Raw genomic sequence first — 15,735 nt, forward strand, 5'->3', positions numbered from 1 at the left:
TATTATGGATTTGTCGGTTGTAATAGTAAATTATGGAACGTTTGAATTAACAAAAAATACCATTAATTCAATATTGGATTATACTTATCCCTTTAGTATTGAAATCATTGTTGTGGATAATGCTTCAGTAGATGACAGCTTATCAAAACTTAAGGAGTACTTTAAAGATAAAGTAAAGTTCATCGCTTCCAAATCAAATAATGGTTTTGCTGCAGGAAATAATCAGGCATTGAAAATTGTTGATTCCAAATATATTTTACTTTTAAACTCGGATACTATCGTTTGGCAAAATACTTTGGAAGATATTTATAATTTTATGGAAAACAATCCTGATGTCGGTGCATGTGGATGTCAGGTACTTTTGGAAGACAATACGCTTGATAAGGCATGTAAACGCAGTTTTCCCAATGTAAAAAATTCATTTTTTAGACTATTTCATATTCCAACTAAAAGTAAAGACGATAATTATAATTTAGATGATTTGGATGATAGTGGAGTTTATGAAATTGATTGTCTGACCGGTGCGTTTATTTTTACCAGAAAAAAAGTCCTGGACGGCATCGGCTTGTTGGATGAGACATTTTTCATGTATGGCGAAGATATAGATTTATGTTATAGAATTAAAAAAGCTGGCTGGAAAATAATTTACTATGGAAAGGATAAAATAACTCACTTTAAAGGTGCAAGCAGTAAAAGACAAAGGCCAAAACTTATTTATGAATTTTATCGTGCAATGTATATTTATTATAAGAAACATCATTCACAAGAATCAAATTTTTTAGTAAACATTGTAGTATATTTAGGAATATTTTTGTTATGTATTGTTAAACTTTTTTTAAATATTTTCAAAAAGAAAAATTAAATATTCAATGAAATGTATATAATATATTAACTAATTTTCGTGGTTAATATATGATAAGAGAAAATCAAAGATGGTTCAATTTTACATTGGTTTTAATCGATGTTGCCGTAATAGTGTTATCTTTAGCTATTTCATGGTGGATTCGTTTTAAAACTACAATTTTTGGCCCTATCGGAGGACATTTACCTATTCAGAGTTATCTGATTTTTCTAATCTTTATTGTCATTCCCGTTTATTTAATTTTGTATTTCTCTTTTGGGTTATATAAACCTCGCAGAACCTATAAAACGATTTTTTCAGAAGCTACACAAATTATTAAAGTTAATATTGTTGCATTTGTCGTGTTAGTTGCTATATTATTTATTCTAAATCAGCCGGACTTTTCAAGAATAATGCTGTTTCTTTTGGCTGTTGTTGCAACAATCATAGGTATAATTGAAAGATTCATTATAAGGAGTATTCTTAAAAAAATACGTATAGAAAATAGAAATCTTAAACATATTCTTATTGTTGGAGATAATGATTTGGCATTTACTTTTGCACGTAAAATAAGAAACAATCCGTATTTAGGTTTTGATATTAGTGGATTTTTAGGAAGAAGTGATCGTGTCGGCCTTGAGGTTGAAGGAAGCAAAATCATTGGTGCTTTCAAAGATTTAGATTATGTTTTGGATCATCATACTTATGACCGTGTCGTTTTAGCTATTCCATTAAAATATTATTATAAAATAAATGAGCTGGTGGAAAGCTGTGAACGTGTGGGAATAAAAGCAGAAATTATTCCGGATTATATAAGGTATTTTCCGGCTCAGCCATCAGTTGACATGATTGAAGATATTCCAATTATTAATATAAGGTATGTTCCATTAGATGATGCATTTAATAGATTTATAAAAAATCTTTCCGATTATATTATTGCTGTAATAGCTATTATTATAACTTCTCCAATTATGATAATTACTGCAATTGCAATAAAATTAACTTCACCAGGTCCTATTATTTTTAAACAGGAAAGAATAGGATTTCATGGAAAACCTTTTGAAATGTATAAGTTTCGCAGTATGAAAGTTCAAAATCCGGACGATGAAAAATCAGGATGGACTACAAAAGATGATCCTAGAAAAACCAGGATTGGGGATTTTATTAGAAAAACAAGTATTGATGAATTGCCCCAGTTTTTCAATGTATTGAAAGGGGATATGAGTGTAGTAGGACCAAGGCCTGAAAGACCATATTTTGTCGATGAGTTTAGAAAAGAAATTCCTAAATATATGGTTAAGCATCAGGTCAGACCAGGCATTACCGGATGGGCTCAAATTCATGGTTGTAGAGGAGATACTTCTATTAAAAAACGTATAGAATATGATATTGAATACGTAGAAAACTGGCATATGGGATTGGATTTAGGTATAATGATTAAAACTGTAGTAAAGAAAAATCCTAATGCATATTAATAATCATCACATATTTAATAATTTATAGATTATTTAAACCATTTTAAGAAATATTTTTATAAAATATTACTCTTCAAATGCTCTCCCACATTACTTATATTATAGGAAAATACAAAATAATAATTAACTTTCTTATGAGGGGTTTGGTATGGAAAAAGAAATTTTAGAACAATACAATAAAGTCAAAGATATACTCTCTGAAGAAGAATTTTTAGCCGAAATGGAAGAAATGCGTGCAATGAATGAAGATATTGAATTTTATGATGAATTAAATTCTGCACAGGATGTTGTTAAAAACCATCTTGGCGCTACTGAAATTACAAAGGTTGAAGATTCAACTGAAGAAGACGATGAAGATTTTGAAGAAATCGTAATGACAGATGAACTTTTAGAAAAATACAATAAAGTTAAAGATTATCTTTCCGAAGAGGAATTTTTAGCAAAGATGAATGAGAAAAAAAGAGAAAATTCAGAAATATCCTTTATGAGTGAAGATTCTTTTGCTGACCAAATCATTGAAGAATATACAGATGAAGATGAGGACCTTTTCGTTGAAAAAGATGAACGATCCAGCGAGGATATAGGATTGCTTGAAGATGGAGACAAAGATAAATCATTTACCGGAATTGTAAAAAGTATAAGCAATCCAAGATCATTTACTACCCGTAAAGGAAATCCTGGTAAAGTTTGTAATGTTGATGTTGAAGATAAAACCGGGAAAATACGTGTTGTTTTATGGACTGAAAATATTAAACATTTAAAAAATATTTCAGAAGGAGACATTGTACATGTTGGGGATGTAGACATTAAAGACGGATATTCTGGTATTGAAGCTACAATGAGACCTAGATCTGTATTTGAAAAAGTAGTTGATGCAAACCCTAATGATTATCCAGCTTACACGGAAGAAATTACTCCTATTGGCGATATATCAGACTTGGATTCTGATGATGAAATAAACATCATTGCCAGAATTACAAGAATTCCGCCAGTTAGAACATATAATAAAAACGGTAAAGATGGTCAGGTTGCTTCTTTGGAACTTCAGGATGCTTCCGGAACTATAACATACACATTATGGAACAAAAATGTTGATTTAATTAAATCCTTGGATTTAAATGATGGAGATACTGTTAAAATTCTTAAAGCTAGAGTAAGGGACAGAAATGGTGAAAAATCATTAAGCCATTGGGATGGAAGAATAATTAAAGATGATTATGATGTCCCTGATTTTGAGCATGAATTATCAAAAATCGATGAATTGGATGACGGAGACACTGATGTTGAAATAATTGGTGTTGTAAGTAAAATCCAGGATGTTAGAAAATTTATTAGAAAATCAGACCAAAGTGAAGGACAATTAAGAAACTTCAATATTACTGATGATACAGGATCTATTCGTGTTACTTTATGGGGTGACGCTGCAGATTTAGACATTAAAAAAGGAGATATTGTTAAATTAATTGGTGGAAATGTAGTTTATGATGAATATACTCCAGAAGGTCATTCCATAAATACTAACTTCTCAACTCAGGTGACTGTAAATCCTACAAATTTATCTGAAGATGAATTAACCTTATTCGATTCAATTAGAGAAAAATTACAGCCAATTCCTATTGAACAAGTCATGTTGTACGATGAGGACGGTGTTGATGTTGATGTAATGGGTAGAATAATGTCTGTTGGTGGTGTCAGAACATTTGAAAGACAAACTGACGGCAGTGTAGGACATGTTCGTTCCGCATCCCTTTCAGATGGAACCCATGTCATTCAATTATCCTTATGGGATAATAAAACTGAAATTGATTTAGGTATCGGTGAAGCTTATTTAATTGAAAATGCCAGAGTAAGATTCACTATGGATTCAATTGGTTTAAATATAGGTTCATCTTCAAGAATTGTTAAGTTATCTGAAGAAGAAGCTAAATTCTTACCATCATTTGAAACTTTAGAGAAAATGATTTATGAATATCGTGAAATTTCCGATTTAGAAGAGTATGATGAAAACATTTTCATTGTAGCAAGAATTTTTGAAGTATTTGATGCTCGTGAATTCGAAAGAGATGACGGTACCAAAAATTTAGTTAGAAATATTGAAATTGCAGATAATTCACAGGCCATCAGGGTATCCTTATGGGGTGAAGATGCTAAAAGAGAATTTGATGAAGGTGAAGCAATCAAAATCCAAAACCCTAGAGTTGATTTCTTTAATGATCAATTAAATTTAAGCATTGGTGAATCTACAGCTATTGTAAAACCAAGTGATGAAGAATTAATGAATTTACCTTCATTCGATGAATTAAAAGAAGCAATTTATGTTCCTAAAGATATCGAAGCTATTGAAGATGAAGATTTCAATGTGCGTGTTACAGGTACTCTTCAGGAAATAATTTCAGACAGATTACTCATTAGAAAATGTCCTAATTGTGGTAATTCCATTGGAGACATTGAACTTGATGGTGAAACTACTTGTGAATATTGTGGAGAATCATTTGATGAACCTAATACTACAATTATGATTCCTGCTACTTTAGTTGATGATACTGGAGATATTGGAATTACTTTCTTCGATAATCTTGTTGAAGAGTTACTTGAAATGCCTAAAGATGAAATCGTTACTATAGTTAACGATGATCCTGGTGCTTTAGAAGGAAGAATTGAAGATTTAAATGGTATTACTGTAGAAGTAATTGCAAATGTTAGATATGATGACTTTAATGAAGTTAGAAAACTCAGCCCAAAGAAAATTTTACAAAAATATTATTAAATTAAATTAAGGATGGATTATTATGGTGGAATTAGAAGATTTACCAAGTGTCGGTGAAAAAACAGCTGAAAAATTAAGAGATGCAGGTTTTGCAGATATGATGAGATTAGCTACAGCTACTCCAAAAGAATTATCAGTTAAAGCAGAAATTGGAGAAGGTGTTGCTGAAAAAGTTATTGAAGCAGCACGTAAAGCTGAAGATATTGGCTTTGAAACTGCATTGGAAGTTGATGAAAGAAGAAAAGATGTTGGTCATATTTCTGTTGGAAGTAAAGGATTCAATGATTTGATTGGTGGTGGTATTGAAACTCAAGCTATCACTGAAGTATTTGGTGAATTTGGATCCGGTAAAAGTCAAATTTCACACGAATTAGCAGTTACTGTTCAATTACCTGAAGAATTAGGTGGTCTTGATGGAGATTGTGTTTTTGTTGATACTGAAAATACATTCCGTCCTGAAAGAATTAAACAAATTGCAAATGGTTTTGAATTAGAAGTTGAAGAAGTTTTACAAAGAATTCATGTTGCTCGTGCATTTAACTCTTCTCACCAAATTTTAATGGTTGATAAAATTAATGAACTTATTCAAAATGGTACTAATGTTAAATTAGTTATTGTCGATTCATTAATGGCTCACTTTAGGGCAGAATATGTTGGAAGAGAGTCTTTAGCTGTAAGACAACAAAAATTAAACCAACATTTACACTCACTTCAACAAATTGCAAATACTTATAATGTAGCAGTATTTATTACAAACCAAGTTCAAGCTAAACCAGATTCCTTCTTTGGAAGCCCTACTAAAGCTATCGGTGGTCACGTTTTAGGACACGCTTCTACATACAGAATTTGGCTTAAAAAAGGACTTGCAGGTAAAAGAATTGCTCGTTTGGTTGACAGCCCTCATTTACCTGAAGGTGAATGTGTATTCAAAATTACTAATGAAGGTATTGTAGACTAAATATCTTCATCTATTTTTTCTTTTTCCTTTACTTTTAAATATTTTAATTACCTATTTTTTAATAATGAACGCTATTGAAATCACTATTTTATCAATTGTTTTAATGATTGCTTTAGGTTATTTTTTAAAGCGAATTGATTTTATATCTTTTAAAGATGTTGATACTTTAAATAATATAGTGATTTATATTTTTCTTCCGAGTATGATTTTTCATGCTCTTTATACTGCAGATTTATCATTAATGCCACAATTAGGAATTCTTCCATTCGTTATTTTAGCTTCTTCTTTCATAACGGGAATTGTTTCTTATTTTATTCTAAAATCTTTTAATCTATCTGATAAACGCTTGTGGAGTATTTTAATAACTGTTATGATTGCAAATACTGGATTTATGGGTTATCCTATCAGTCTAGGTATTTATGGTTATGAAGGTTTTTTAAGAGCCATATTCTGTGATACTGCTACTATGTTTTTATTTTTAATACTGTCTTTTGTTTTAATTTTAAAATTTGGAGGCAGTGTAAAGACCGCTGTTAAAAAAATCGCTCTGTTTCCTCCGGTATGGGCAATTATTCTAGGTATTTCATTAAATTCCCTTAATATTCCAATTGGTCCGGTTTTAGATAATACTATAAATTATTTGGGAAATGCTGCTATTCCTCTAATTATGTTATCTTTAGGTGTTTCCATTGATTTGAGGGGATTAAAACGTTCAAAATCCGCAATAATTTTTACATCTATTATAAAATTGGCATTTTTTCCATTCATAGCCTTTTTAATAGTATCATTTTTAGGTCTTGTTGATCTTCAATATAATGTCTCTATTGTTGAAGCTGCAATGCCATCAGGTATGCTGTCTTTAGTTTTGGCTATTACATATAAATTGGATTATGAATTGACTTCCGATTGTATTTTAATAAATACTGTATTTTCGCTTGTAACTTTGCCCATAATTATCATGTTAATTTAGAAAATTTTATTCTATTAAAATTTTTGCATTCCTAAAAATTATTGATAAGATTTTTTATTATATTCAAAAAGCCTTTAAAAATCTTTTTTTTTAAATTAAGATTAATTTAAGGATTATTTTTTCTCATCATATATATACTTTACTCCAATATTTTTTCAGAAAGCTTTATTAATGTGTTTGTACTACATATTTAATATCTAACTCTATATGTTAGATAATTTCGCACACTTGTACAAGGTGAAAATTATGGCAGAAGAAAAAAGAGATAATAATGAAGAATTAAGGATAGGTGTTTACGTCTGTCACTGTGGTGTTAACATCGGTGGAGTCGTCGACTGTCCTGACGTAGCTGAATACGCTAAGACTTTACCTGGCGTTGTTCACGCGACTGATTATAAATATATGTGTTCTGACCCTGGTCAAGCTTTAATCCAAGAGGACATTAAAGAGAAAAACTTAAACCGTATTGTCGTAGCAGCTTGTTCCCCTCGTCTTCACGAACCTACTTTCCGTAGATGTGTAGAAGAAGCAGGATTAAACAAATTTTTATTTGAATTTGCTAACTTAAGAGAACAAGACTCTTGGGTACACATGGACTTACCTGAAGAAGCAACCCAAAAAGCTAAAGATTTAACTCGTATGGCTGTTGCTAAAGCAAGATTACTCGAACCATTAGAAGCTACTAAAGTAGCAGTAGATAACAAAGCATTAGTTATCGGTGGTGGAGTAGCTGGTATTCAAACCGCTTTAGATTTAGGTGACATGGGATTCAAAACCTACATGGTTGAAAGAAACCCAACCATTGGTGGACGTATGGGACAATTAGATAAAACTTTCCCTACTCTTGACTGTTCAATGTGTATTTTAGCACCAAAAATGGTAGACGCATTTAAACATGAAAATATTGAATTAATCTCTTACGCTGAAGTTAAAGAAGTAGACGGATACATCGGAAACTTCAAAGTAAAAGTTGAGAAAAAACCTAGATATGTTGATGAAGCTTTATGTACTGGATGTGGAGCTTGTCAAGAAGCTTGTCCTATCGAAATACCTAACTACTACGACGAAGGTGTCGGTATGGTTAAAGCTGCTTACATTCCTTTCCCACAAGCTGTACCATTATGTGCAACCATCGATAAAGACTACTGTATCGAATGTAACTTATGTGTACAAGCATGTGGACCAGATGCAATTGACCACAACCAACAACCTGAAGAAATTGAATTAGAAGTTGGTACTATTATTGCAGCTATCGGTTACGACCCATTCGACCCATCTAGTATCTATCAATATGGATACGGCCGTTACACTAACGTAATTACTGCAATGGAAATTGAAAGAATGATTAACGCATCAGGTCCTACTGGTGGACACGTTATCAAACCATCTGACGGTATCGAACCTGAACGTGTTGCATTTATCCACTGTGTCGGTTCAAGAGATGAGCAAATCGGTAAACCTTACTGTTCCAGAGTATGTTGTATGTACTCCATGAAAAACGCTCAATTATGTATTGACCACGAACCTGACACTGAAGTAACCTGTTACTACATGGATATCCGTTCATTCGGTAAAGGATATGAAGAGTTCTACAAAACCTCTCAAGAAAAATACGGTATTGAATTTATTAGAGGAAGACCAGCACAAATCTTCGAAAATGATGACTTAACCTTAACAATCAGAGCAGAAGATACTTTACTCGGTAAAGTAACTGAATACACATACGACTTAGTTGTATTAAGTGTTGGACTTGAACACTCTGCAGGATCTGACGACCTCAGACAAATCTTAGGTGTTTCCAAATCCGCAGACGGATTCTACATGGAAGCTCACCCTAAACTCAGACCTGTTGACACCTTAACTGACGGTGTTTACATTGCTGGTGTAGCTCAAGGTCCTAAAGATATTCCTGACTCTGTAGCTCAAGGTTCTGCTGCTGCATCCAGAGCAGCTATCCCAATGGCTAAAGGTCAAGTAGAAATCGAACCTATTGTCGCACGTACTGATGAAGGTATTTGTGGTGCTTGTGAAGTTTGTGTCGAATTATGTCCATTCGCTGCAATTTCAATTGTTGAAGATTCCGGATCCCACCATGCAGAAATTAACACTGCTTTATGTAAAGGATGTGGTACCTGTGTAGGTGCATGTCCATCTGGTGCAATGGATCAACAACACTTCAAAACCGATCAAATTATGGCACAAATCAGTGCTGCTCTTGAAGACATAGGAAAATAGATTTAGAGATTATTTAATCTCTATTTCTTTTACTTTTTTTTTAAAATTTTTTTTATAATTGGAATTCTTTTTAGGAAACTATTTTTTTCATAACTCTTATATTATAAGATTTACAAAATTAATATATACTATTTAATTTAGGTGTAGTAAATGACTGATTATCATGAAGAAATTTTAAACTTTGAAAAGATAGCACAAGAACATACTCAATATATGAGAAACAGTATTAATTTAATTGCTTCTGAAAATGTAACCAGTGTAGAAGTTACTGAAGCTTTAGCTACTGATTTTGCTCATAGATATGCTGAAGGACAAGCATTTCAGAGATTTTATGAAGGATGCCAATATGTCGATTTAGTTGAAGATAAAACCAAAAAACTTTCATGTGAAGTTTATGACTGTGAATATGCAAATGTTCAGCCTGTTTCAGGTGTAACTGCAAATCTCGCAGCATTTTTTGCTTTTTCAAAGCCTGGAGATAAGGTAATGGCTTTGGAAGTTCCTTCAGGAGGTCACATTTCTCACGCTGATGTTAGTGCTGCCGGTATTCATGGTTTAAAAACAATATTCCACCCGCTTGATAGTAATATAATGAACATTGACATAGATGCAATGAATAAAAAAATCTTGGAAGAAAAACCAAAAATTGTCTTATTCGGTGGAAGTTTATTCTTATTCCCTCATCCAATTAAAGAAGCTCGTGAAGCTGCTGATGAAGTTGGAGCTACTATAATGTATGATGGTGCTCATGTTTTAGGTCTTATTGCTGGAGGCCAATTCCAACAGCCACTTAAAGAAGGTGCAGATTTAATGATGGGAAGTACTCACAAAACATTCCCGGGTCCTCAGGGAGGAATTATCCTTTCCAGTAAAGAAAATGAGGAAATCATTGACAATGCAGTTTTCCCTGGTGTTGTAAGTAATCACCATTTACACCATTTACTTGGTTTAGGTATTGCTACAGCTGAAATGTTGGAATTTGGAGAAGCTTATGCTAAACAAACCATTAAAAATGCTCAGGCTTTAGGTCAAGCTTTGTATGAAAGAGGATTTGATGTATTATGTGAAGATTTGGGATTCACACAATCTCATCAAGTTGCTGTTAACTTAACTAAAATTAGATCCGCATCCGATATTGCTCGTGAATTAGCAGACAATAATGTTATTTTAAATAAAAACCTCTTGCCTGGAGACAACAGAGATAACAGTGATGATCCATCCGGTATTAGAATTGGTACTCAGGAAATTACCAGAAGAGGTTTAAAAGAAAAAGAAATGGATGAAGTTGCTGAATTTATTAAACGTGTTGCAGTTGATAAGGAAGATATTGCAGATGAAGTTGCTGAATTCATGAACCAGTACACTGTACTCGACTATGCATTCTCCAAAAAGGATGCTTATGAATATCATAAATTATAGATTAGCATGAGAATAGGATTTGCTTTTACTGGTGCAGGTCATTTACTCAATGAATCTGTTCAGGTAGCTGAAAAATTAGCTAAGGATCATGAGGTCACAATATTTCTCTCAGGAGCAGCCGAAGAAGTATTGAAGATGTATGGTCTTTATGAAAGAGTTGCCAGATTAACCGGCGGTAAATACAGAGAACTTGCAACAGATTCCAATCAAAAATTTTCATTTCCAATAACAGGCAGATTCTCCCTAGGCAAATATGATTTATTGATTGTTTCACCTGCAACAGCTAATACTGTTTCTAAAATTGTTTACGGTATTGCCGATACTTTAGTAACGAATGTTGTTGCACAGGCAGGTAAAGGTGCAGTAAAAACTTTCATGGTTCCTGTTGATATTCATCCGGGACCTGTTGATACAGTTTTACCATCAAAAATTGAAAAAGACAAATGTCAAAGTTGTGATGATTGCGTTGCATCTCTAGCATGTCCTGAAGGTGCAATTATTCCTCATGATGAAATAGATTTGACAAAATGTGTTGGATGTGGACAGTGCAGAAATACCTGTCCCTATGATGCAATTTCTGAAGGTAAAATAATTACCATATATATGCGTGACATTGATATTGAAAATACTCGTAAATTATCTGAAATTGACGATATTCAAATATTTGAACATCCTAATGATATTTTTGATAAAATTTAGTTCTTTTTTTATTTATTTGTTCAAATTTAAAGTATTACTAATTTTTCATGTTTAAATATTGGTTATTACTGTTTTTATTCAATTTTTTTTGTTTTAATTGATTAAAACATTCTTATTTTTCTTTTTTTGTAAAATTTTTCAAAAGTTTTATATGTAAATTTTAATAAAAATAAATATCAATTATTGTTAATATTTCGTTAATAATAATTATCAAATTTGATTGGAAAATAAGTTTATTTTCTGAAAAAATTAATTATATAATTAATTCACAAATGGGGATTAAAAAGATGTCTAAACATGAAATAAAGTCGATATCATTAATATTGTTTACATTAATGGTATTACTTATGGTTTCTTGCGTTTCAGCGCAAGATACATCTGATTTAATATCAGATAGTTCCGGCAATGTTTCAACTACAGACTCTGCTGTACTACAAGTTAGTGCAAATGACAATGTGTTGGCTGCCGGTGAAGGAACATTCATGGATTTAGCTGATGAACTTACTGGGGATACAAGTAGTTCTTTACAAACAAATGCTAAATCTTATGAAGGTAATTATTTAAATGAAATTCCTATTGCTGTTAATAGTGAAATACTTGGAATTAGTAATGATTACGTATTGTCCAGTGGAGAAACTGGTACTTTTACTGATTTGAGGAATGCTATTGATGGTGCTAGTGACACACTTGTTTTAGATTCTGATTATAAATATGATGCCAGTGTTGATACTCTCGATGCTGAATCTTGGAACAGTCATACTACTAGGTATGCTGATGGTATTTTTATTGATAAGAATATTACTATAGATGGTGCTGGCCATACGATTAATGCTTCTGAGGTTAACCGTGCATTTAAAATTTATGGCTTTAATATTGTAACTATTAAAAATACTATTTTTATAGATGGTAAAGCTGCTGAAGGTAAGGCTATTTATTCTTCCGGTGATTTAACTTTTGATAATTGTACTTTTATAGATGGTGCTAATACTTATGATGATAGTCAAGCTTTAAGTTCACATTCTATTTATCAGTCTCCTGATGAACCTGAAAGGGTTATTGTTATCAAGGATGCGGCCAGTTATAATGCTGCTTTGGCTAATCCTACTAGTGTATTAAACAGATATTATTATAATAATCCTAGGGAAGACGGTATTGATGAAAATGGTGATCTTGTTAGTGATTCAAATACTTTGATTGTTGGTCATAGTTGGAATGCTGCTATGCATGCTTGGACTGTTAATCCTCATGATCCTTCTATTCAGGTTTCTACTTTTCCTTGGATTGGTGTAAATTGTAATGGTCTTTCTGGTGAGTTTACGTTTAATTATGGTGATGAGATTAAGGCTGTTGCTGGTACTTTAGATCGTCCTTATCGTGTATATTCTGTTCCTAATGATTTGGGTATGACTGATTACAGGTTAGAGTGGGGTACTGGTAATACTGGTGCTGAAGAGTTAGATGTTAATAAAGTTAATGTTCGTTTTGTTGACACTTATAAGTCTTTCACTGATTTGAGGAATGCTATTGATGGTGCTAGTGATACACTTGTTTTAGATGCTGATTATGCGTATGATGCCAGTGTTGATACTCTCGATGATGTATCTTGGAATAGTCATACTACTAGGTATGCTGATGGTATTTTTATTGATAAGAATATTACTATTGATGGTGCGGGTCATATTATTAATGCTTCTCAGGTTAATCGTGCATTCAAAGTTTATGGTTTTAATATTGTAACTATTATTAATACTGGTTTTATTAATGGTAAGGCTGCTGAAGGTAAGTCTATTTATTCTTCTGGTGATTTAACTTATAAAAATTGTACTTTTACTACTGGTAGTAATTGTTATCATGATGGTGATGCTGTGAGTTCCGGTTCTGTTTATCAGTCTCCTGAACCTGAAAGGGTTATTGTTATCAAGGATGAGGCTAGTTATAATGCTGCTTTGGCTAATCCTACTAGTGTATTAAACAGATATTATTATAATAATCCTAGGGAAGACGGTATTGATGAAAATGGTAATCATGTTACTGATCCAGATACTTTGATTGTTGGTCATAGTTGGGATGCTGCTATGAATGCTCCTACTGATCCTGCTGAGACTTCTACTTTTCCTTGGATTGGTGTAAATTGTAATGGTCTTTCTGGTGAGTTCACGTTTAATTATGGTGATCAGATTAAGGCTGTTGCTAGTACTTTAGATCGTCCTTATCGTGTATATTCTGTTCCTAATGATTTAGGTATGACTGATTACAGGTTAGAGTGGGGTACTGGTGACCCTCTTGATAAAACTTTAGATGTTAATAAAGTTAATGTTCGTTTTGTTGACACTTATAAGTCTTTTACTGAATTGAGAAATGCTATTGATGCTACTCCTGCCGGTGGTGTACTTACTTTAGATGCTGATTATGCTTATGATCCTGTTGCTGATATTGCTGCTGAAAATGCTGTCAGATATCTGGATGGTATATTTATTAATAAGAATATTACTATTGATGGTGCAGGCCATATTATTAATGCTTCTGAAGCTAATCGTGCATTAAGAGTTTATGGATTTTCTAATTTAACTATTTTTAACACTGGTTTTATTAATGGTAAAGGTGATAAAGGAAAGTCTATCTATTCTTCTGGCAGTTTAACTTTTGAAAATTGTACTTTTACTACTGGTAGTAAATGTTATCATGATGATGATGCTGTAGATTCCGGTTCTGTTTATCAATCTCCTGATACAAATGTTAGATATATTGTTGTTAAGGACAAAGAAAGTTATGATGCTGCTTTGGCTGATCCGACCAGTCCTATGAATAGGATTTATTATGCATTTAATAGGGAAGATGGTATTGATGTAGACGGTAATCCTGTTCGTGATCCTTATACTTTTATTGCTGGTCATAGTTGGGAGGCTGCTATGAATGCCATTACTGATCCTGCTGAGACTTCTACTGCTCCTTGGATTTTTGTAAACTTGGTTGGTATTCTTAATGAGGATCTTGTTATTGAGTATGATGGTGAAGTTAAATTGATTGATCATATTGTTGGTCCTTTTAGTGTTAAACAATATTCTGTTCCTAATAACTTAAATGATATGGCTGATTATAGGTTAGAATGGGGTACTGGTAATCCTGGTACTAAAACTTTAGATGATGCTGAAGTTGAAGTTCTTTTCTATGATAATATTAATGGTACTTATACAGATTTACAATATAAAATTAATACTGCTACTGGTAGTTTAGTTTTACCTTATAATTTCACTTATACTCTTGAAATTGATGGTGCTAACTTCCCTAGTGGTGTTGTTATTAGTAATGAAGTAACTATTGATGGTAATGGAAAAACTATTAGTGGTAATAACAGTTATAGTATTTTCTATCTTAATAGATATTCTAATTTGACTATTAGTAATGCTACTCTTTGTGATGGTTTAGCAAATGTTAGTGGTACGGGTTCTATTACTTATGGTGGTGCTATATCTACTGATACTTATTGTAATTTGAATTTCACTGACTGTACTTTTAAAGATAATGTGGCTACTTATTCATCTAGTATGAGACATGGTGGTGCAATTGCTACTCAAGCTTATTGTAATTTGACTATTGCAAGTTCTAACTTTATAGATAATGTGGCTAGAAATTATGGTGGTGCAATTTATCTTGGATCTCAAAATAATGTAAATATAAAAGGTTCTAAGTTTGAAAATAACACTGCTGCTTCTGGTGGTGCAATTTATGCTTCTTCTAGTAGTAATGCTGTAATCAATATTGATGATGGTTCTGAATTTATTAATAATACTGCTAAAGGTTTAGGTGCTGGTAAAGGTGATGGTGGTGCAATTTATTCAAATAAAGCCACTATAAATATTAATGATGTTTTATTCAGTGGCAATAATGCTACTGGCCGTGGTGGAGCAATATATCATTATCAGGCATCCACTGTTTCTATTGTAGATTCTGAATTTGAGGATAATATTAATGCTGATGTTGCTAATTCCATTTATCTTGGTGCTAGTGGTAATTTATACTTGGAAAACAATGTTATAAATACTGATTTTGCAGAAATTTATAATAATTATGGTGTAATTACTTCTCAAGTTAATGCTACTATTTTAGAAAATAAAACTATTGATACTACTGATTCTTTATATGATTTGGTTGCTGTTGTTTGTGATGATAATGGTAACTTGATTTATGATGCTTATCTTCAGTTAACTGTTAATGGCATAGCTCAAACTACAACTGTTGGGTTTGAAAATTACACTGTTTTAAATTATGCTTTGGGCGATACTGGAGTTTATAAAGTTAATATGACTTCTAAAAAGGCTGCTCAAGTTTTAGATACTCATATTGGTATTTTAAGAAACATCAAAGGTACTT

At 32.2% G+C, this 15,735-nt stretch carries 8 protein-coding genes and 1 pseudogene; all 9 read left to right on the forward strand.

Annotated features, from left to right (window positions below; all coding sequences use genetic code 11):
• Nucleotides 1-4: 4 nt before the first annotated feature.
• Nucleotides 5-862 (forward strand): glycosyltransferase family 2 protein, encoded by an 858-nt coding sequence (locus tag ACKI5C_RS06245; protein WP_407432319.1) that lies wholly within the window; start codon nucleotides 5-7, stop codon nucleotides 860-862.
• Between the two features lie 50 nt (nucleotides 863-912).
• Nucleotides 913-2,316, forward strand: a complete 1,404-nt coding sequence (locus ACKI5C_RS06250; protein WP_407432320.1) for an undecaprenyl-phosphate glucose phosphotransferase — start codon at nucleotides 913-915, stop codon at nucleotides 2,314-2,316.
• Nucleotides 2,317-2,464: 148 nt separating this feature from the next.
• On the forward strand, nucleotides 2,465-5,083 hold the full coding sequence (locus ACKI5C_RS06255) for an OB-fold nucleic acid binding domain-containing protein (protein WP_407432321.1): 2,619 nt from the start codon (nucleotides 2,465-2,467) through the stop codon (nucleotides 5,081-5,083).
• 22 nt (nucleotides 5,084-5,105) lie between these two features.
• Entirely contained in the window at nucleotides 5,106-6,041 is a 936-nt protein-coding gene (gene radA, locus ACKI5C_RS06260) for a DNA repair and recombination protein RadA (RefSeq protein ID WP_407432322.1), read from the forward strand.
• A gap of 64 nt (nucleotides 6,042-6,105) precedes the next feature.
• On the forward strand, nucleotides 6,106-7,011 hold the full coding sequence (locus ACKI5C_RS06265) for an AEC family transporter (protein ID WP_407432323.1): 906 nt from the start codon (nucleotides 6,106-6,108) through the stop codon (nucleotides 7,009-7,011).
• Nucleotides 7,012-7,257: 246 nt separating this feature from the next.
• The gene (locus ACKI5C_RS06270) at nucleotides 7,258-9,246 is read left to right on the forward strand and encodes a 4Fe-4S binding protein (protein WP_407432324.1); all 1,989 of its coding nucleotides are present in this window, start codon (nucleotides 7,258-7,260) and stop codon (nucleotides 9,244-9,246) included.
• Between the two features lie 150 nt (nucleotides 9,247-9,396).
• Nucleotides 9,397-10,665: a serine hydroxymethyltransferase gene (glyA, locus tag ACKI5C_RS06275; protein WP_407432325.1), complete on the forward strand. Its 1,269-nt coding sequence runs from the start codon at nucleotides 9,397-9,399 to the stop codon at nucleotides 10,663-10,665.
• A 6-nt stretch (nucleotides 10,666-10,671) separates the two neighbouring features.
• Entirely contained in the window at nucleotides 10,672-11,364 is a 693-nt protein-coding gene (locus ACKI5C_RS06280) for a dihydromethanopterin reductase (acceptor) (protein ID WP_407432326.1), read from the forward strand.
• A 347-nt stretch (nucleotides 11,365-11,711) separates the two neighbouring features.
• Nucleotides 11,712-15,735 (forward strand): annotated as a pseudogene (locus ACKI5C_RS06285) (hypothetical protein); the annotation flags it as partial.

Source organism: Methanobrevibacter sp. (assembly GCF_045646045.1).
GTDB lineage: Archaea > Methanobacteriota > Methanobacteria > Methanobacteriales > Methanobacteriaceae > Methanocatella.